Genomic DNA, 20,481 nt, shown 5'->3' on the forward strand with positions numbered 1-20,481 from the left:
TATTCGTCTGTTCAACATTTTTGTTTCAGAAAAATCTTTGCCTGCACATTTATGGTTCTTATGAATAATAACTTAACTCCTATTTTCCCATGTTGTAAACACCACAGAATAAAAGTGCACCTTTTAACTGTTTCTTATCAACAAAAGTTTGAAGATCCATTGATTTTGCTAGTGCTTCATTAGTATTATCGCCTTTATTCGACTGGCAATTTAAGTCCATGCTGAATCACCGTCAATAAATAATTGATTTGAGACATTCGCCTGTAAATATTTGAGCGCCTGATTAACTTGTATAATTGGTCCTAGATATTGCGGCAGAAACATTAGTGTTTCGCGTGGTCACTGCTACTTACAAGAAGTCACCCCTATCATTTACGAATTAATAAGGGAAGGATTATTTATAAAAATAACGACAACAAAAAAGTCGCATTCCAAGAATTCAGGAATCGACTTTTTGTGAAAAAATTATATAAAATACATTGAAATGTGAATAGTCTTATGATAAATTTATAGAGATAGACACTGTATAATTATTTTACCGCGCATTATCCCTATCTTAATTATACAATACAATTTATTGTGTCGTCAACAATTTTAATTTTATTTTTTTGAGGGGTGGTTGCGATGAAATTAACAGGGGCAAAACAGCAGATTGGGGGAACAAACACACGAAGAAGCTCCATTCTTTGACACAATCAATGGCTTCCTAAACATGTGAATGAAATTGAAAAAGATAAAGAAAGTAGGACTGATACTATATGTCAGAGAAAACCATTTCAGTTGAGACAAAAGCGCCATATGGCATGATTGCCATTTTATTTATCGGGGCCTTTGTTGCTATTTTAAATGAGACCTTACTCAACATTGCACTACCAGCCATTATGGACGAATTCGATGTGAAAGCCACTGCAGTACAATGGCTTTCAACAGGCTATATGCTAATTAACGGTATTTTAATTCCTGCCAGCGCGTTCTTCATTCAACGATTTACGGATAAAAAATTATTTATTACAGCGATGGCTCTGTTTACATTAGGTACATTTCTGGCCAGTATTGCACCTGCATTTGGTGTGTTATTAGCAGCACGTATGATACAAGCTGCAGGCTCAGCGATCATGATGCCTTTATTAATGAATGTGATGCTGACAGCATTCCCTGTAGAAAAACGAGGAGCTGCAATGGGGATGTTCGGTCTTGTCATGATTACAGCTCCAGCGATCGGCCCGACACTTTCTGGTTGGATTATCGAGCATTATAGCTGGAGAATGTTATTTGATCTTGTGCTACCAATTGCCATTTTAACTTTAATTTTTGCAGCCTTTAAATTAAAGGATGTAACGCCACAACGTGCGATTAAGCTCGATGTGATTTCTCTTATTCTATCAAGCATTGGATTTGGCGGTTTGCTTTATGGCTTTAGTTCCGCAGGTGAAAAAGGATGGGATCATATCCTTGTATATGGAACTATTATTATTGGGACGATTGCATTAATTACCTTTACCCTTCGTCAGCTTCGAATGGATGAACCAATGCTTGAGTTTCGTATTTTCAAATATCCAATGTTTTCCTTATCCTCAGCCATCTCCATCGTTATTTCGGTGGCGATGTTCTCGGCTATGATTTTAATGCCTATTTACGTACAAACCATTCGTGGTATTTCCCCAATGGATTCAGGTCTACTCATGCTGCCTGGTGCCATTGTGATGGGCATTATGTCGCCGATTACAGGGAAGCTCTTTGATAAATACGGGGCAAGAAGCTTGGCTGTATTTGGCTTGATCATTACCATTGTTACGACGTATTACTTCAGTAAAATTAGCATGGATACAGCTTATTCTACATTGGTGCTGCTGTATACATTACGTATGTTTGGGATGTCTATGGTAATGATGCCCGTGATGACAAATGGTTTAAATCAGCTACCAGCACACAATAATCCGCACGGTACAGCTATGAACAACACATTACAACAGGTTTCTGGTGCGATTGGTTCTGCGGTGCTGATTACGATTATGAACAATAAAACAACTGCCAAGGCAGAGGAATTGGCTGCAGGCACGATGAATAATATGAGTGCCAACGCAGCACAGGCAACGACACAGGCTGCCAGCGAATTAAAACAGCAAATCTTAAACGAAGCCATGCTGCATGGCATCAATTATACGTTCTTCCTTTCCACATTGATTGCGGCCATCGCACTCATACTTGCCTTCTTTATTAAGCGAGTAAAGCCTAACGATAATAATCACACAGGTGGGGAAGTTGCTGGAAAACAGGTAGAGGAATAGATGAATGGGATAAAAAAACAGGCGTTGCTTATGCTGAGCAACGTCTGTTTTTAATACAAAGAACTTTAAGAATATAAAAATTAAATTGACATAGGAAACAACTTACAATACATTTTGATTGATTCATCAATCATTTTTTTGAAGGAGTTTTGAAATGAAATCTAAATTAACTATTAATGAAAAAAAAGAAAATAAAACGATCCACTATTCTAAACGCTGCCATCAAATTATACAGCGAAAATGGTTTTGCAGAGACAAAAGTGGCAGAAATAGCAAAAGAAGCAGGTGTTAGTTTTGGAACAGTATTTACATATTTTGAATCGAAAGAAGCACTTTGGAATCATTGGCGCATTTCTCTTCAAAAATTACTTATTTGAATTATTTATCGGCATATCATTTATCTCGTTGTTATCTGTATTAATGACCCTTTTTTTCATTACGGAAACCTACATACCCAAACAACCTGCTAAACCATTAAATCAAAAACAAAATTGGGCATTAAAAGAAATGTTCTATAGTTTTTCTACTGTTTTAAAAGATAAATTGTTTATGTTTTACATTATAGGAGGGGTCTTAATCCTTTCATTGGAACAGTCTTTAACAAACTATATTGGCATTCGTCTCGAAAAAGATATACCTCATCAACTAACTACATTCTTCAATATAAATTTCATGCTTGATGGCACAAAGATGTTAGGCTTTCTACGCACAGAGAATACCATTCTTGTGGTTCTCTTATCCAGTGTTATATTATTCGCATTTAAAAAGTGGCGTGATCGCTGGACGCTAGTTACAGGCATGCTGATCTTTTCGATATGCTTCAGTATTTTTGCTTTTACAAATAATGTGTTAATTCTTTTTATTGCTATGTTTATTGGAACAATCGGGGAACTGATGTATGTTCCGATAAAGCAGGCAATGTTAGGCGAAATTGCACCACCCAACGCTCGGAGCACCTATATGGCTTTTAATAGCATGACCCTCTATGGAGCAATGGTAGTTTCTTCATTGCTAATCATCATAGGAGAGTGGGTTTCACCTATTTATATGGGAGGCTTACTTCTTCTACTAGGATTAACTGGTACATTTTTGTACTATATAGTTACAAAAACACTAGACGTGAGAGTCAGTGAGAAAAAAGAAAGTCAAGTACCTGTTTCTCAACTTTAATTTCGATTGAATAAATTTGAAAAAAACTTACTAACAGAGTCCAAAATAATTTACTTGGAAATCCTAGTTGATTAGTCAGTACAATTCGTACTGGCTTTTCTCTATGGTAGTGGGGGAGTAAAAGAATGCTATTTCCTAGTAAGAATGAAAAAGGTATTCCATCCATAGATGAAATACCTTTTCTAGTAGTTATTGAGCTAATCGTTGGATAAAGGCTTCTAATTGGACCAATGTGACATTGTCGTTCACACCGAATGTGCCGTCCCCTTTACCTACGGTTACTTTATTCGAAGCAAGGATTGCTACATAATTATTTGCCCAATGTGAGCCTGGAACATCAATAAATTGTTCAGCTGTTCCTTGCTGTGTTAAATGAAATGCTTCCACTAAGACTTTAGATAGTTGCCCACGTGTCATTGGAGACCCAGGATTGAATTTTCCATTATCATCACCCGTAAAAACGCCAATTTTTTTAAGTGCCTCTGCAGCACCTGCATATTGAGATGATGGTTTAATATCTGGGAAACTTGAATTTGTATTACTCGTATCTAAATGTAATTTATTGGCTAATCGAAGAGCTACCTCTCCACGCGATGCATAAATACTAAAGTCAATTTCCGCATCTTTTACTTCTCCATAATCAGAGAAGTTGGCAATACGTTTTGCCCCTACATAACGTGAACCCCAATAATATGGGTCATTCACTGTATCTACCTTAACCCCAGAACTTGTAGTAGCTGAGATAAAATTATTGTCACCTATGTATATGCCAACGTGTGAAACACCGCTTCCAGAAGTATTAAAAAATACGAGATCACCCGTTTTTAAATTGTCTTTTGAAATGGAAGTACCTTGTTGGTATTGATCTTTAGATGTACGCTCTAATGAAATGCCTACCTTAGAAAAAACTAACTGTGTATATGCTGAGCAATCCACACCTGTCTTAATATCCGTTCCTCCATATTTATAAGGAGCTCCAATATATGCTTTGGCTGTATTTGTTATATCTGCTATTGTTGCCGCTTTCGCATCATGAATACCCATACCTGTAAAGAACATAAACGATGCGAAAATGGGCAGTAACCATTTTTTCTTCAAATCAATCTTACCCCTTTCAAAAAGCTTTCGCATTTGAACTAAAGTAAGAATAGCATGAAATAGGGTAGAGTTATTTTTCAATAATATTACCGATTACCCCTAAACACCAAAATTGAAACCTTAATTTTAATTGTGTAAAACTTTTGCAATAATAATGGGCAATTTTACTAAAAATATATGAAATTAATGGATTTATAGGGACATAAGTGTTAATTTAAACGTTTTATCCAATTGAAAAATCGTTATTGTAATAGTGGCTTTCTAACATAACGGTTATTTAAACAATATTATTTTTATGTGATACTCACGTTATGACACGAAGGATGGTAGTATAAAATTCTGCTTTTATGTAGTTCCCATAACTTCAAAGTCATTTATTGCTAAATAGGAATGGTTAGCCTTAATTTATGTATTTTTGAGCAATGGATACGTTAAACTATGATAGAAATAATAAAGAAACATACGAGCGTGATAGAGAAATTAAAATCGAATGAATACTAAACGAGAAGGAGGTATTCCATTGCAGCAAATTTTTAATGAAATAATAAAACAGGACATCAAGCCATTTCTAATCAAGCTAGGCTACAAAAAGAAAGGATTGAACTTCTATCAAACAACTGAAAATCTTATCTATCTCATCAATTTTCAAAAATCCTCTGGTAATACAGCCGACACTCTGATGTTTTATGTGAATTGTGGGATATATGCAGCTGAGCTGGCACAGCTACAATCAAGAGAGTGTGTGACAGCACCCAAAGAAGCAGAATGCCACTTTCGAGCAAGGATTAGCTCCATTGTCGAAGATGCACCTGATCGATTTTCCATCACAGCCACTACAAATTTGGACGAATTAACCAACATATTGCTGCTGGGATTAGAGGAGGTTCATAATTTCTATGAAACAATGACTTCCGCAAGATCCATTGTGAATTATTATATAGCAGGGCCATTTTTGCACTTGGGCGAAGAAAGTTTTCATTTGTTATTACAAGCCAATGATGTAACAACAGCAAAGCTCTACTACAATGCATTGCAGAAACAGCATGGAACCGAACAGAGGTGGTCCATTTTCAAAAATATATACCAAGCCATTTTCAATCAATACGGTGTGGAACTTGGGGAAAATTAGGCATCAAAACCAGAACTCATTCTTGAACGAGTATCTGGTTTTATATTTTAGGAGTTGTTCAGTATATTATCTAGTATTCTTCCAGTTATCGGCATAAAAAAATGGAGGATATAACCACCTAAGCAAACTGTTAATAATGTACCGACACCGATGGGGCCATTAAAAATGATAGCTAACATTAAAAATAAAATATAAATAAGGGTTCTTGAGAAGAAAACCGTTTTTCTTGTTAATTCTTTGATGATCAAAGTAAGTCGATCTACAGGAATTGGTGCAAAATTTGTATGTAAATAAGTTGCCGTTCCTAACCCAACTATAACTAATCCAGTTATAAAACAGACAGCTTGGCTAAACCAAAGATCTGGTGATACTACATCGTGTAATAAAAATAACCATATATCAATCCCTATGCCAGTGATCAATGCGGTGAGCAAACCTAAAATTTCAGGCCTTTTTCTAGCTAATAGGGAATTACTACCTATTAATAGGAGAGCTAAGAGAATTTCCCAACTACCTACAGTTAGCCCCACATTTTTAGATAATCCTACTAGAAGCGCATCGAAAGGTGATGTGCCTAGTTTAGATTGTATCGTGAGCGAAATACCTAGCGTTAAAATTAAAATACCCACTACATAAAAGACATATTTCAACTAAAAGACCTCCTCCTACAATTTTTATTGCAAATACAACAAAATTGCGTTAAATTGACTATATACTCTTTTTATTGCATTTGCAATATAAAATCTAGTAAGAGTTTACGACAAAGGAGTGGAATCAATGTCTGTTAAATTAGAGAAGTGTGAGCACGCAAATTTAAAACAGCTTCAAGCAATAAGTATTGAAACATTTAATGATACATTTAAAGACCAGAACTCCCCCGAAAATATGAAGGCTTATTTAGAGCGTGCCTTTCATAGGCAGCAGCTAGAGAAGGAATTGGCCAATTTGGATTCAGCGTTTTATTTTATCTATTATGAGGAAGAAATAGCTGGTTATCTAAAAGTAAATGTCAATGAAGCACAATCCGAACTAATGGGGGATGAGTCATTAGAGGTGGAGAGAATTTATGTTCGACATCAATATCAAGGAAAAGGGCTTGGCAAATACCTTATGAATAAAGCAATAGAGGAGGCTGTGGCTCAAAACAAAAAAAGCATTTGGCTAGGGGTTTGGGAGAAAAATGACAGTGCCATCGGTTTTTATCAGAAAATAGGCTTTGTCCAAACAGGCGCCCATTCATTTTATATGGGTGACGAAGAACAAATTGATCTTATCATGACGAAAACACTTGCCTAAATGTTATGGCAGAAACGTTGATTCACAACATTTCTGCCTGCTATTTTAATGGCTTCTATTTTTCTTCATCGCCTCAGCTAACGCATCAGCATGTGGGTTTTCCTCTTTATAAAGTTCCTTTATTATATGGGCGTAATCACTAGCATTTCGATTTTGACTTAATTTATAGGCTGCCTGCACTTCTTCCACCTTTATTTTAAACCCCTTTATTCCTTTCATTTCTTGCTGCAAAAGCTCAGGAGATAGTTTATCCCATAACACAGGATTTTCACGGAATGACTCATATTTTTCAAGTAAGCTAGTCAAATCTTGTTCTAAAGCTATTCCTTCAATCAGACTTGCCTGTCCATATACATGGACAGCTTGATAATTCCAGGTTGGTACATTTTCATGCTCATACCACGAAGAAGAGATATAGGCATGTGGACCATTAAATATTACGAGAATGTCTTGTACTTCCTCAAAGGTCTTCCATAAAGGGTTACCATAGGCTAAGTGACCAGTCAAATAATAGTCATTCTCGATTTTTTTCAGCAACACGGGTATATGGGCTGCAATTGGCTTACCTTTTCTTATTGAAACGATTGTTGCGAAGGAATTATGTTGAATAAATTCTTTGATTTCTTCTAAATCCGATACTTTATAATACTTAGGAACATACATGGAAATCTCTCCTTATACATAAAATCATCGCGAGTTTTTTGAATAAAAAATAACTATGCAGGGATGTCTTTACATTTTCTACTCAACAATGTAAATTTTATTATAATCAATCACTGGCACCCCTTAAAAGTGCCAATAATGCTATTTTCAAAGGAGCCAAGCATCATGCTCGAAATGACCCCAAACCTGAATAATGAGGAGCCACTTTACCTTCAATTATATAACTATATAAAAGTAGAAATCCAAAATGGAAAGATAAGGGCTCAAAGTAAATTGCCGTCTCAGCGTAGTTTAGCTAAACATTTACAGATTAGTCGCAACACAGTAGATGCAGCATATCAGCAGCTTCTTGCAGAGGGCTATGTGATAAGTAGAGAGCGAGATGGACTATATGTGGTTGACCTTGAAAAAGGTTATTTTCAAGGAGGCCCTCATCATTTTGAACCACAATTAGCGACTCAGCAGAAACAAGACCGACCAGCGATTAAGTACAATTTTAATTATGGGGATATTAATCTAAAAGATTTTCCCTTTAAAATATGGCGTAAATTATCGATGCAGAGCCTTGATGAAGAACAGGCTCATCTCCTTTTATATGGAGATCCACAGGGAGAGCTGGAATTAAGAAATTATATGACAAGCTATCTTTATGAATCAAGAGGGGTGCAATGCAGTGCAGAGCAAATCGTTATAGGAGCAGGCTTGCAGTATCTTCTGGGTATCGTATGTAACCTAATTGGACGAAATGAGCTTTTTGCTATGGAAGATCCAGGTTATTATCGCGTTCGTTACCTGTTTAAAGATAATGGTATAAAGGTGAAACCAATCCCACTTGACGAGCATGGTATTCATATCGATCCGTTGAGAAACAATAATATCAAGGCTGTTTATGTCACACCCTCCCATCAATTTCCCCTTGGAACGGTTATGCCTATCTCAAGAAGATTAGCATTACTAGAGTGGGCTAAGGAAGAAGATGCTTATATCATTGAGGATGATTATGATGGGGAATTTCGATATGCTGGAAAACCGATTCCTGCACTACAGGGATTAGATTCAAGTGATCGCGTCATCTATATGGGCACCTTTTCAAAATCTTTGATTCCAGCCATTAAGCTAAGCTATATGATATTACCTAGAAAATTAATGGATTTATTTCATCAAAACCATTACTATGTTCAAACTGTGTCTAGACTCCATCAGCATACGTTACAGCTATTTATAGAGAGTGGGCATTGGGAGAGACATTTGAATAAAACACGAAATAGTTATAAGCGAAGATATGAGGCATTACTAAAGTCCATTCAACAAACGTTCGGGGAAAATGGGAAAATTTATGGAGCCAGCAGTGGCTTACATATTTTACTTGAACCAAATAATAAGATGACTGAAGAGGAATTGATTGATACAGCAAAAATGGCTGGTGTTAAGGTCTACCCAACATCTATTTTTTATGCAAATCCCTTGGTTGTTCAGCCCGCAAAGGTATTACTTGGATTTGCTAATCTAGCGGAAGATGAGATTGACAAAGGCATTAAGCTATTAAACAATGCCTGGTTTAACAGTTCTACTATGAAGTAAATCTCTTTGAAAGTTCTATTTCCACATTTCTTGTATATACATAATAGAGATAAGTGGGAGGGGAGTTTTATGCAATTTTATTATGGCCATCAAATGCCATTACGTGTATTAGATGAAGCTGAATTTTGGAAACATCAAGAAGAGGAGCATACAGTAGTAATCAGAGAGCTTGTGAAAGATTTGGAGCAGCAATATGTCGATGCGTTAAAGGAATGGGAAACAGCTTTCGCTCAAACACATCAGCAAGTTGTGAGATATATAGAAACCGTCAATCGTTCACAGGGACAAGTTTCTCCAGCTTTGTTTCAGGATATTTTACAGCTTACTTCCTTCTGTCTGCAACAGAGTGATCAATTTATTCAATTTTGCCGAACGCTTATGCAAGAAAGTCAACCGATAAGCGCCAATCCGACAGCTAAAGTTGTATTAAATCATATCATTGTAGAATCCGAATATTTTATCGGGATTGCTCAAACCATTTTATATCAACAGAAATACTAGGTCTTAGCGTCTGGAAAATGGAGTTTGGAGAAGGGACATTTGCCATACTCCATTTTCAGGTCGCTATACCCCAAAATATTAACTATTCGGAATTTTCTCTTTATATTTAAAAGAGAGGAGGCTTAATGAATAATTTTTAAGTGTATCTGTGTGAACAAAGTCATTTAAAATACTTTCAATTGAATGACAATGTTGATTGATTAAATTAATTTCTTCTATATAATTTGAATCAATCAATACTTCTTTTAATGTTTTAAACACTACTTTCTGCTCGTTAAATAAATAAACCAGTTCAAACCTAGCGTTCACTATTAGAGTGGTAATCTCGGGAAAAATAATTCGATCCTTTAGTACTTCAAGAATGGAATCCACGGATTTTACTCCCTCAATAGCTTGTAAAGCTGAAAAAACACCATTTAATAACTCTTCAAAATCAACCTTCATCAAAATCCTCCATCAATCAAAATCCTTTTTGATCATAACATTTTTTCAGAAAAATTTTAATGATTAATATTTTCCTTCAATAATGTGAAAAGACTATTTAGACAATAGTAAGTTGTTGAAAAACAAATCAATTCACATGCTTGAAGAGGTTAATAAAAATCCTTAATCTGCTCATAATCGTTTTTTTAAGATAACAACAAATAAAACATCAAGAAAGGTATTATTATTGTTTGTTTAGATTTTGTTCAAACACAGTATGCTACTATCTCAAAAGGGGTTGATTGTAAAAACTGTGAGCAATATGATGTAAAGATACATCATAAATGATCGATCTTTGGGGGCACGGAAATGAAAAAAAATATCATAATTATTGTCAGTATAATCATGCTTTTTGTGATTGTTTTTTTGATTGGTAACTGGCAATATTTCTCCAATAATCAGCCGAAAATTATACATAAAGGTGTAGGAAAGTTAGAGGAAGAGCAATTATTAAAGCCTGTAAAGCTAGAAGGCGAATGGGCATTTTATCCAAATGTATTAATTTCTTTGGGGGATAATTTTGATAGCTATCAACATAAAAGACTGAATTTAAATGTACCCTTCAATTGGCAAGCATATGTAGAGCCAAATGAAGAGGGGCTTTCGGTGGGAACCTATCACGTCAGCATAGAGGTACCATCAGATGGATTTTATGGCCTATATATTCGAACGATTCGTCAAGCTAGTCGTGTATTCATTAATGGCGTTGAGGTAGGGGCTAAAGGAAATCCAAGTACCGTTTTAAGCGCGTATGCATCTGAAAATGATGATAAATATACCGTGTTTTCTCCTAGTGTCAATAAAAAACTAGACATTGTCATCCATGTTGCCAACTACAATTATCCTCAGGCTGGAATTGTTTATCCTATTGAATTTGGGACGATGCAGACTATTCAAAAGCATTATCACTGGAAAGTGTTTTTAGATCTAGTAGTGAGTATAGGTCATATGATAGTTGGTGCGATCTATGTTTTTACATTTTTACAGGATCACAAGCGTAAAGAAGAGTTATTCTTTGGTCTTTTTACTATTTCATTAGGTTTTTATATGTCGTTTATCAATCAAAAAGTGTTTTTCCTGTTATTTACTGATCTATCAACGGTTAATCAATTGCGTCTGCAATTAGGAATCATTCCACTTGCATTACTTGCTTTAACATTTTTTATAAATGCGATGTATCCACAATTACTAGAAAGAAAAATTTTTTACACGCTTGCCATAGTGCTTGGTATCGTGTTTGTTATGTACGGTATCTATAATCCCTTTACAAAAAATGAAAGAGCCTCTTCAGAATTTGAAATGATTATGAGAAAAATAATCTATATTAGTGTCACGGCTCCGGTTATTTTCTATAATATATGGATGCTTATAAAGGTCATGCTAAAACGTCTAGAGGCTGTGCGTTATGTACTAATAGTTATTACAGCGATTAGTTGTTATTCCATTTTACTCATTTGTAACTTTTTATTTGGGACGCCTTTTGACTATACAGAATTTTTGTTATTTTTACTAATATTATTTGGCTTTGCCTCATTATTAAATTATCGTGCCAATCAAGCTGTTTTAAAAATAGCCGCATTGTCAGAAGAATTGCTTGAACATAACCAAATGAAGAATGAATTTCTTCTGAAAACATCGCATGAACTCCGTGCCCCCCTAAACGGAATATTAAATTTATCCAGATCCTTAATGGAAGGTGCTCAAGGACCATTAAAACGATCTCAACAGGAGCAAGTTATTCTAATTCACAGCGTTACACAGCGTATAGGCCATTTAGTAGAAGATTTATTGTTTTCTTCCAATCAAATGACAGGCGAAGTAAGGATTAGTCTACGTAGTGTATCTCTGTCTGTTATACATGAAGTAGTGGCCGAAATTCGTAGTGTAATGCCCAAAAATAGTCAAGTAAGGGTAGCCGCAGAGATAAACGGGGATTTGCCAAAGATCTTCACGGATGAATTACGCTTTAAACAAATTTTATATAACTTGCTGCATAATGCGATTAAATTTACACAAAACGGAACAATCACAGTCACTGCGCATGTTGAACAGCAGCAGATGGTCATCCAAGTAAGTGATACAGGCTGTGGAATTCCAACACAAGAGTTAGATCGTATTTTTAATGCCTTTTATCAAGGAAACCATCATCATAATAAAGAAGGGTTAGGTTTGGGACTAAGTATTACTAAAAATATTGTTGAAAAATTAAACGGTAACATTCATGTGACAAGCACTGTAGAGGAAGGTACAACATTTACATTTACAATGCCTCTCTCAACATCAGAAAACGTAAGTAATGAACAAGCTACCATTACATCGCATACTGATACAGAAATACAGCTTCGATTACCTCTTATTTATAAAGGAAGTGATAAAAAAATACTGGTGGTAGATGACAACCATGTTAATATAAAAGCTTTAACGGAAGCATTAAGTTTAAAGGGATATACAGTGATCGCCGTAGATAATGGCTTTGATGCGATCGATTATATTAAAACCAATCATGTAGATTGTATGTTAATCGACCTAATGATGAATGGGATGTCAGGTTATGAGTTATGTAAACGTGTACGTAAACAATATGATATGCTGGAACTACCCATAATTATCTTAACTACAGTAATGAAGCAATCTGACTTACTGCAAACGTTAAAAGTAGGGGCGAATGATTATCTACAAAAGCCGATTTCTACCGATGAACTTTTTATTCGTATTGAATCTTTATTGGCTGTTCGACAATCATCAATCGATGCGATCGAAGTAGAAATGAACTACTTATATTCACAGGTCACACCACATTTTGTATATAACACCCTTAATACGATTATTGGTTTAAGTTATACAGATATGGAAAACACACGTGAAGCTCTTTATTGTTTAGCCACTTATTTCCGTGCAAAATTGAATGTTCATTACCGAAATAGCATTGTCCCCATTGATGAGGAGATGGAGCTTGTAAAAGCCTATTTATCGATTGAAAAAATGCGCTTTGGAGATCGTTTACGTATTAAATATGATATTGACGAATCGATACAATTAGGAATCCCTGCTTTGTCTATTCAACCACTAGTTGAAAACGCAGTATTCCATGGAATTTCTAAGAAAGTAGAGGGAGGGACCATTGAATTAAGCCTACAGAGAGAGGGACAATTTGTAAGAATTAAAATCTATGATAATGGTGTAGGAATTTCAGAAGAAAAAGTGCAACAATTGCTAAATGAAGAAAGTACAAGAATTGGCTTTATGAATCCATTAAAGAAATTTAAATTAATAAAAAATGCTAGTTTACGAATTTACAGCAAAGAAGGAAAGGGAACAACAATTGTCATTTTATTACCAGCGGGTGGTGGCACATGAATATAATGATCGTTGATGATGAAAAATTGGCCATTGATGTTTTAACGATTATGGTTAAACAACTTGCCCAATTTCAGATTAACATTAAAGGAACATTTACAAATTCAACTGAAGCCCTCCAGTTTCTTGAAAAAGAAATAATTGATGTAGTGTTTTTAGATATTGAAATGATTGACACACACGGTATGCAACTTGCAAAGCTGTTACTACACAAGCAACCATCCTTACAAATTATTTTTGTTACAGCTCATACACAATTTGCAGTGGAGGCTTTTGAAGTAGAGGCAACAGATTATTTATTAAAGCCTGTACATGAAAAACGACTGATTATAGCGTTAACAAAAGCACAGAAAAAAATGGTCGTTACGGTGGCGCCGAGGGTTGAGAAAAACTCATTATATGCGCATACATTAGGCAGCTTTTATCTACTGGATGTTCAACATAATGTGATTAAGTGGCGTACGAGAAAAGTACGTGAACTATTTTTATATTTACTATTTCATCAAAAAAGGCCTATGTTAAATGCAATTCTTTTAGAGGAATTGTGGCCAGATTTGGACTTTGAAAAGGCAGCTAGTAATTTACATACAACTATTTATCATTTAAGAAAGATATTAAAGGACAATGGCATTCAAGATCCAATACTCTTAGTCAATAATCACTATAAATTAAATGCTCAAATTCAAACTGATTATGATGAGCTGAATCAACTATTGGAGCAGGAACAACATGATGAGAAATCCATTCAGCAGTTATTGAATTGCTATGAGGGTGATTTTTTATTAGATGAGGAGTATTTATGGGTTAATCAAATCAGGCTCCGCTTAAAGCAAGCTGTATTACATGTACTTGAACAGTATATAGCACGTCCAAACGCTGCACATACTTTATTAAAGTATAATTGCCTACAAAAGCTATTAGAGCTAGACGAATATAATGAATACTATATGTTTCAATTGTTAGAATTCTTAATTCAACAAAATAGAAAACAAGAATGTATAAAATTCTTTGAATCTATAGAGGCAAAATTAGCTGAAATTGATCTCCCTGTGCCAGAAAAAATTTATAGAAAATACAACGAGTTCTTACTCAACGTTTAGAAACGATTTCGGAAAAGTAATTTCTGTTTTAATAGTAGGCAATAATTTTATAAAAAGGGGATGCTTTCGACATGCAAAGGATTGAAATAATTGAGCTTCACCATATGGAGCAAGATTTGGAGGAGCTTACTGAATTATTGATTATGGTCGTAGATGAAGGAGCATCCGTAGGTTTTTTACCTCCACTCACACAAGAACAAGCGATAAAATATTGGCAATCTGTCTTGGCGTCAGATGTCTTGTTATTCATTGCGAAAATAAATAAACAAATTGTAGGTAGTATTCAATTGCATTTAACTAGCAAACCAAATGGCATTCACCGTGCTGAAATTTGCAAGTTACTGACACACCCCGACTTTAGACGCAACGGTATTGGACGAGCGCTGATGCAACAAGCAGAGGAACAAGCAAAACAAGAAAAACGTTCCCTGCTAGTTCTAGATACGAGAGAAGGAGATCCTTCCAATAAATTATATAAATCATTAGATTATCAAGAAGTGGGGAAAATTCCTCAATATACTATTTCACCAGATGGAGAATTAGAAGCAACCGTAATTTACTATAAATTCATTTAATCATGGTATCGAATACAAAAAATAACTGAAAACGTATAGACAGGGAGCTCTTAAAAAATGAAGCCTAACTGATGGAATCAGTTAGGCTTCATTTTTCTATATATACCACGGCAACAAATCCTCCATTTTCTTACCTGGCTTACTTGTTTTATCTGTTACGATCCATGTGCCGTCTTTCTTTTGCAGTTGATAGCTTACATTTGTACCATCCGCCCTTTTAAAGAGCATATAGCCGATATTACCCTTGATAAAGGTGACAGGGTCTATGACATTTTTGTAGGGAATCTTTCGCTCAGGAAATAAAATATGGGTCACTATTTCCTCTGCAATCGTAGCAAGGGGTTTCATATCACTATTTATTTCAGCTTGATATTGCAATTGATCGTAATGATAGGAAGTATACGATGCTAAGTCCAGCTTAAAACTCTGCTTTATATCTAACAGTGTTGCCCTATAGAATGCGTTTATTGCCTTTTCTACATCATCTGCCTCATGTATATAGCGAAGTGTACTGACACCAGTTGGACTGACTTCAAATGTAATGATTTCCTTACTGTAGGGTGGGGAATGTGCATGCTCAAAGGTGGTAGCTTCCACGTCAACCCTAAAGCTAAACTGACTTTCTCTAACAATCTTTAAAATTTTCACATCATATAAGCCGTACTGCTTAGGATAGCCGTAGTAATGATCAATTTCCTTTTCGATAAATGGATTAAGGATTGTAATGAATGTGTCCCTGATTAGTTGATCATCAGCTTGTTCACTTTGCGCATAAATCTTACATGGCACAATGAACATAGTGAAGATAGCCATTAAAACATAAGCAAATTTTTTCATGGAATAGTGACCTTTCTGCAGGATGATACTTTATAGAGTGCACCAATCACAGCAAATTATCGAGCATTTTTAAAGAAAGGGAATTGAACAATGGGAAAAATAATAATGCCCTTTTTATGTATGCTTTTGTTATTTCCAACAGCTACTTCGGGGTCAGAACCTGAAGGCTTAAAATGTCCAAATCCAGATGTATTGATGGAAACAACGGAGAAAGACAAAAATGAGCTTAGTCAAGCATTAGCTGACATCATTCCAAAAGTATATGGCTCAAGCCCTGATGATCAGGAGTGGCAAATTGAGGTGATAAAGCCCATGCCCATATTAACTGGCATGGAGGAGAATTACTATAAAATGGCGGTGAACTTCTGTGGAGAAAATGTGGCTAATCACTCCTGGTTTGTTCGATTAAGGTTTCCAAGATTACTGCCAGCGCAAAGTGCATCACTAGGTGAGCTATATATCGTGAAAGAGACAACTACTAAATGGGTCCATTGGTTTCAATATCATTAAAAAGGAAGAATCCATAAAATGGATTCTTCTCTTTACGACATCGCTACCGTTTTCGTTGCTATAGTTTGTTGAAATGCCTGATCATGCTCAACCATTACCATTGTGAGATGGGAGCTTTTTATGAGCTCTTCAATCTGCATGCGTGAATAGATATCAATAAAATTGAGTGGTTCATCCCAAATATATAAATGAGCCTTCTCACACAAGCTTTTAGCAATCAGCAGCTTTTTCTTTTGCCCACCAGAATAATGAGAGATATCCTTCTCAAATTGAATACGCTCAAAATCCATCTTGCGCAGGATTGATTTAAATAACGTCTCATCAATACCATGCTCTTCAATAAATTCCGATAGCAATCCCTTTAAATGGGATGTATCCTGCTGAACATAGGAAATGACTAGACCTGAAGCTAACTTTATCGAGCCTGTATGTTGGATGGGATTACCTAGAATAAGTTTTAACATACTACTTTTTCCGCTTCCATTTTTGCCATCTAAAACAACTCGATCCCCTTGTGCCACTTTGAAGCTAATAGGCTTATTCACAATATGGTCATCGTATTGAATGGATACATCTGTTACAGCAACCATTTCTTTTGATGGATATGCCAATGGCTCTACTTTCAATGACTCAGTTTTTTCCACATTTTTTAGCAGCTTTGATTTTTCCTCAATAGCTCTTTGTTGTCTGGATTCCAAATTCTTTGCTCGTTTCATCATTTTAGCTGCTTTATGCCCGACAAAGCCTTTGTCCAGCTTTGAACCTGAATTGGTTGTGCCATTTTTGGAGGCTTCCACTTGATTAGACCAACCTACCGAACGCTTTGAAGATTGTTTTAATCGATCAATATCTTTTTGCAGTCGTTGATTGGTTACTTCTTCGTGCTCCTGCTGTCGATCAAAATTTAACTTCCAAGAAGAATAGTTTCCACTTTGAACGTCAATATTGGCTCTATTGATCGATAGAATATGGTCAACACAGCCATCTAAAAAGTTTCTGTCATGTGAAATTAAAATAAATCCTTTTTTCCTGCGAAGATAATCTGAAACCGTCTTTCGTGCATCCGTGTCTAGATGATTGGTTGGCTCATCAATTAATAAAAATTGACCCTCTGTCAAAAACAACGCAGCAAGCAGCACCTTTGTTTGCTCGCCATTGGATAATGTTTTAAAAGGACGATACATGACCTCCGCATCTACATGTAGGTAAGCTATTTCACGTAGACATTCCCAATCCTCTGCCTGAGGACAAATTTCTTCAAATATTTCGTGGGTATATTTATTTGGATCTGAAACAGGGTAGGGGAAATAAGTAAAGTCTACAGAAGAGATGATTTTTCCGCTATACTCATATTTTCCTAATAACAACTGAAAGAATGTTGTTTTACCTCGTCCGTTTCTACCGATAAATCCAAGTTTCCAATCGGTATCGATTTGGAAGTTGACATTCTCAAAAATATTGTCAAAGCTACTTGGATAAGAAAAAGTTAAGTTTTGTACTTGTATCATGGACATGATAATTCCTCCTTTGTATTACAACAGTTTACTTTTCATACAAAGTCGGTCTATCCATCTATGTTTCATTTCTCCGTATAAGCAGATGGATATTAACGACTTATACGGAGTGTTACATGCGTCACAATAGTTTCTAAATCGCTCATATTTTTCCTCTCCTTTATGGGTAAATGAAAGGTACAAAATCAACTATGAAGCAAGAAAAAATCCCTCCACTTGTGCATTGGAAGGATTAGTCTTTCACTAAATAAATACGATTTGCCATTTGAGTCATGACAAATACAATGCAAACTGATTGTTAAAAATGGATAAACTAACCCTATATTTTGTGTTTGAAATCATTCAATTCAAATAAAAATATAGTTTAGTTCTTCATTGTCCATTCATCAGTCCTCTCATAATTGTCTTTTTATAGTAACAAATTTTTTTACAGAATACAATGTAACCTTATTTTCAATTCTAAACTGTCATGATCTAACTGATGTCGCTAGCTACAAGTAGAATAGAAAACACATACATAGAGTAAAGTTGACTGTGCTATGATTGCTTACGACAAGCAATACAGCAATGATTAATTAATATTTTTAATTCAATAATTAATTTTATTTATTTTATAATTAAAAAAATCAATTTTTATTATTTACATATTTAATTTCTTTGTTATATAATCAACTTAACTTAAAGGAAGGAGTTCACTATGGCTTATCAAGTAATCACAAATTGCCCTGTCTGCAGTAAAACATTAAAAATTACGAAGTTACAGTGTTCTCATTGTCACACGACCATTGAAAATGAATTTGAATTGTCGAAGCTAGCATCCTTATCACAGGATCAGCTTCATTTTGTGGAAGTGTTTTTAACCTGCAGAGGAAACATTAAAGAGGTTGAAAAGGAACTGGGTGTTTCGTATCCAACAGTTCGAGGCAAGCTAAACGACATTATTTCATCCCTTGGCTATGCTCAAAAGAAGAAAAATGAAGTAGACGAGAAAAAAATTGTAAGCATGCTGGAAAATGGCGAAATCACAACGGATGAAGCCATAAAGCTCTTAAAAGACGAATAGGGAGGAACGGACCATGAAAGAGGAAATCACAAAAGTGTTAACCATGATTCAAGAGGGAAAAATTGATGCGGATAAAGGATCAGAGCTGATTCAAGTGCTACAACAGAAAGAAGACTCAGAGAACAAATTTGTGGAAAAAACAAAGTATTTAGAAAAAACATTAAAGGTTCGTGTTGTATCCACCGAAAATGATAATGTTACGGTAAACTTGCCGATTAAACTTGTTAAAGCCGTATTGATGGCAGGACACAGCATCGCTGCGAGTATTCCACAATCAGAAAAATACGTAAAAGATATCGACATCAATCTTCTTCTTGAAGCAATCGAAAATGAATTAGACGGACAAATTGTAGATATAAAATCAGCAAACGGGGATTCCGTTGCAGTCTTCATTGAGTAGAGGCAACGAATGATGCATGTAAAAGTGAAAGCAAAAGATGTTCGCTTTACAGTCCCAGTTCCCTATATTGTGCTAACCATTGTCCTCTCCATTTTAACTTCTAAATGGATTCAGCAACAAGCCAATAAGTGGACAAAGGCATACTTCGATCGAAAGAACATAGACTTTACCTTTCCGATCATCGACAAAGAAATGCTAAAGCCGATTATCAAGGAACTACAAAATTATAAGGGAGTCGTGCTAGTCGATGTCAAAGCTCAGGACGGGACTGAGGTTAAGATTAGACTATAATCCCAATGATAGAATGGTAAGAGCATGTTATGATAAAAGCATGCTCTTTATTAATTTAATGAGCATCATTTGAAATGGGTAAGAGATGATCATTATTTCAGGATTTATGATAGAAGCTACTATTTTTCAATGGTACATAAAATAGAACATTTCTTTCAGAATTCTAGATACACTTTGATAGATAAACATGTACATCGTCTAAAATAGATTTTTGATTTGGGTATAAGCGATTAGTGGTAATCTATTTGGAACTACATAATTAAAAATACTGAATAATCCAAAAATAAAGAAGTTTAGAATCTTGATTTACTTTTCATTTGAAGGATGGTACACTTAAAACTATTGAACAACAACTATATATTGTGTTCGTTTTACAAAGGTACTACTACATGTAGTTTAAAAGGGAAGTTCGGTACAATTCCGACGCTGTCCCCGCAACTGTGTAGCTGACGATGATTGCAACCACTGTGCATTTGCATGGGAAGGGAATCAGAGAATGAAGCAAAGCCAGGAGACCTGCCTTTATAAAACAAATTTATCATTTCTTCGGGGATTAAGAGATGGGAACGTCAGTATTTTTGGTATGTTAACGTTTCCATTTAGCCTATCTCTCTAGAGGAGATAG

20 protein-coding genes and 1 riboswitch are annotated in these 20,481 nt (G+C 35.3%); of the genes, 14 read left to right on the top strand and 6 right to left on the bottom strand.

Going from position 1 to position 20,481, the window contains the following annotated elements; all coding sequences use genetic code 11:
- Positions 1 to 758 precede the first annotated feature (758 nt).
- The 3 genes from JIN86_RS13740 to JIN86_RS13750 all read left to right on the top strand — a co-directional run bounded on the left by JIN86_RS13740 (position 759) and on the right by JIN86_RS13750 (position 3,458).
- Entirely contained in the window at positions 759 to 2,288 is a 1,530-nt protein-coding gene (locus JIN86_RS13740; protein WP_202342189.1) for a DHA2 family efflux MFS transporter permease subunit, read from the top strand.
- Positions 2,289 to 2,464: 176 nt separating this feature from the next.
- Complete coding sequence (locus JIN86_RS13745) at positions 2,465 to 2,665, top strand: TetR/AcrR family transcriptional regulator (protein WP_237497277.1); 201 nt, start codon at positions 2,465 to 2,467, stop codon at positions 2,663 to 2,665.
- On the top strand, positions 2,583 to 3,458 hold the full coding sequence (locus JIN86_RS13750; RefSeq protein WP_237497278.1) for an MFS transporter: 876 nt from the start codon (positions 2,583 to 2,585) through the stop codon (positions 3,456 to 3,458). Before JIN86_RS13745 ends, JIN86_RS13750 begins: the two co-directional genes overlap by 83 nt.
- 189 nt (positions 3,459 to 3,647) lie before the next feature.
- Here the strand turns inward: JIN86_RS13750 and JIN86_RS13755 are convergent, their stop codons facing one another.
- The gene (locus tag JIN86_RS13755) at positions 3,648 to 4,556 is read right to left on the bottom strand and encodes a C40 family peptidase (RefSeq protein ID WP_202342190.1); all 909 of its coding nucleotides are present in this window, start codon (positions 4,554 to 4,556) and stop codon (positions 3,648 to 3,650) included.
- 520 nt (positions 4,557 to 5,076) lie between these two features.
- On the opposite strand from JIN86_RS13755, the gene JIN86_RS13760 reads away from it, so the two are divergent.
- Entirely contained in the window at positions 5,077 to 5,685 is a 609-nt protein-coding gene (locus JIN86_RS13760; RefSeq protein WP_202342191.1) for a DUF4304 domain-containing protein, read from the top strand.
- 47 nt (positions 5,686 to 5,732) lie between these two features.
- Here the strand turns inward: JIN86_RS13760 and JIN86_RS13765 are convergent, their stop codons facing one another.
- Positions 5,733 to 6,335, bottom strand: a complete 603-nt coding sequence (locus tag JIN86_RS13765) for a YczE/YyaS/YitT family protein (protein ID WP_202342192.1) — start codon at positions 6,333 to 6,335, stop codon at positions 5,733 to 5,735.
- A gap of 127 nt (positions 6,336 to 6,462) precedes the next feature.
- Here JIN86_RS13765 and paiA point away from each other — a divergent pair, with 127 nt between their 5' ends.
- Positions 6,463 to 6,981: a spermidine/spermine N(1)-acetyltransferase gene (paiA, locus tag JIN86_RS13770; protein WP_004229956.1), complete on the top strand. Its 519-nt coding sequence runs from the start codon at positions 6,463 to 6,465 to the stop codon at positions 6,979 to 6,981.
- Positions 6,982 to 7,026: 45 nt separating this feature from the next.
- On the opposite strand, the gene JIN86_RS13775 is transcribed toward paiA, so the two are convergent.
- A complete protein-coding gene (locus tag JIN86_RS13775) occupies positions 7,027 to 7,644 on the bottom strand; it encodes an FMN-binding negative transcriptional regulator (protein WP_202342193.1) in 618 nt (205 codons plus the stop codon).
- A gap of 165 nt (positions 7,645 to 7,809) precedes the next feature.
- On the opposite strand from JIN86_RS13775, the gene pdxR reads away from it, so the two are divergent.
- Together pdxR and JIN86_RS13785 are read left to right on the top strand one after the other, a co-directional pair.
- A complete protein-coding gene (pdxR, locus tag JIN86_RS13780) occupies positions 7,810 to 9,225 on the top strand; it encodes a MocR-like pyridoxine biosynthesis transcription factor PdxR (RefSeq protein ID WP_202342194.1) in 1,416 nt (471 codons plus the stop codon).
- 69 nt (positions 9,226 to 9,294) lie between these two features.
- The gene (locus tag JIN86_RS13785; protein WP_004229948.1) at positions 9,295 to 9,726 is read left to right on the top strand and encodes a DUF2935 domain-containing protein; all 432 of its coding nucleotides are present in this window, start codon (positions 9,295 to 9,297) and stop codon (positions 9,724 to 9,726) included.
- A gap of 78 nt (positions 9,727 to 9,804) precedes the next feature.
- Here JIN86_RS13785 and JIN86_RS13790 read toward each other — a convergent pair whose 3' ends face one another.
- Positions 9,805 to 10,170 (bottom strand): hypothetical protein, encoded by a 366-nt coding sequence (locus JIN86_RS13790; protein ID WP_004229945.1) that lies wholly within the window; start codon positions 10,168 to 10,170, stop codon positions 9,805 to 9,807.
- Between the two features lie 348 nt (positions 10,171 to 10,518).
- Here JIN86_RS13790 and JIN86_RS13795 point away from each other — a divergent pair, with 348 nt between their 5' ends.
- The 3 genes from JIN86_RS13795 to JIN86_RS13805 all read left to right on the top strand — a co-directional run bounded on the left by JIN86_RS13795 (position 10,519) and on the right by JIN86_RS13805 (position 15,241).
- Positions 10,519 to 13,566 (top strand): sensor histidine kinase, encoded by a 3,048-nt coding sequence (locus JIN86_RS13795; protein WP_202342195.1) that lies wholly within the window; start codon positions 10,519 to 10,521, stop codon positions 13,564 to 13,566.
- Positions 13,563 to 14,666 (top strand): response regulator, encoded by a 1,104-nt coding sequence (locus JIN86_RS13800; protein WP_202342196.1) that lies wholly within the window; start codon positions 13,563 to 13,565, stop codon positions 14,664 to 14,666. The genes JIN86_RS13795 and JIN86_RS13800 overlap by 4 nt, the downstream gene beginning before the upstream one ends.
- 71 nt (positions 14,667 to 14,737) lie before the next feature.
- Positions 14,738 to 15,241, top strand: a complete 504-nt coding sequence (locus JIN86_RS13805; RefSeq protein ID WP_202342197.1) for a GNAT family N-acetyltransferase — start codon at positions 14,738 to 14,740, stop codon at positions 15,239 to 15,241.
- Positions 15,242 to 15,337: 96 nt separating this feature from the next.
- On the opposite strand, the gene JIN86_RS13810 is transcribed toward JIN86_RS13805, so the two are convergent.
- Entirely contained in the window at positions 15,338 to 16,078 is a 741-nt protein-coding gene (locus tag JIN86_RS13810) for a DUF3888 domain-containing protein (protein ID WP_202342198.1), read from the bottom strand.
- Positions 16,079 to 16,168: 90 nt separating this feature from the next.
- Between JIN86_RS13810 and JIN86_RS13815 the strand changes: the two genes are divergently transcribed.
- Positions 16,169 to 16,588 (top strand): hypothetical protein, encoded by a 420-nt coding sequence (locus JIN86_RS13815; RefSeq protein ID WP_202342199.1) that lies wholly within the window; start codon positions 16,169 to 16,171, stop codon positions 16,586 to 16,588.
- Positions 16,589 to 16,620: 32 nt separating this feature from the next.
- Here JIN86_RS13815 and JIN86_RS13820 read toward each other — a convergent pair whose 3' ends face one another.
- Positions 16,621 to 18,102, bottom strand: coding sequence for an Lsa family ABC-F type ribosomal protection protein (locus JIN86_RS13820; protein ID WP_202342200.1), 1,482 nt, complete (start codon positions 18,100 to 18,102; stop codon positions 16,621 to 16,623).
- A 697-nt stretch (positions 18,103 to 18,799) separates the two neighbouring features.
- Here JIN86_RS13820 and JIN86_RS13825 point away from each other — a divergent pair.
- From JIN86_RS13825 to JIN86_RS13835, 3 genes are read left to right on the top strand one after another with little or no spacing between them, the layout of a single operon-like run.
- A complete protein-coding gene (locus JIN86_RS13825) occupies positions 18,800 to 19,165 on the top strand; it encodes a DUF2089 domain-containing protein (protein ID WP_004229931.1) in 366 nt (121 codons plus the stop codon).
- Between the two features lie 13 nt (positions 19,166 to 19,178).
- Entirely contained in the window at positions 19,179 to 19,565 is a 387-nt protein-coding gene (locus JIN86_RS13830; RefSeq protein ID WP_202342201.1) for an SHOCT-like domain-containing protein, read from the top strand.
- Between the two features lie 9 nt (positions 19,566 to 19,574).
- Positions 19,575 to 19,856 carry a hypothetical protein gene (locus JIN86_RS13835; RefSeq protein WP_202342202.1) on the top strand — a complete coding sequence of 94 codons (282 nt, stop codon included), beginning with the start codon at positions 19,575 to 19,577 and terminating at the stop codon, positions 19,854 to 19,856.
- Positions 19,857 to 20,216: 360 nt separating this feature from the next.
- Positions 20,217 to 20,394, top strand: a riboswitch (cobalamin riboswitch).
- Positions 20,395 to 20,481: the final 87 nt, after the last annotated feature.

The sequence above is a fragment of the Lysinibacillus sp. HST-98 genome (assembly GCF_016757845.1).
Lineage (GTDB): Bacteria > Bacillota > Bacilli > Bacillales_A > Planococcaceae > Lysinibacillus > Lysinibacillus capsici.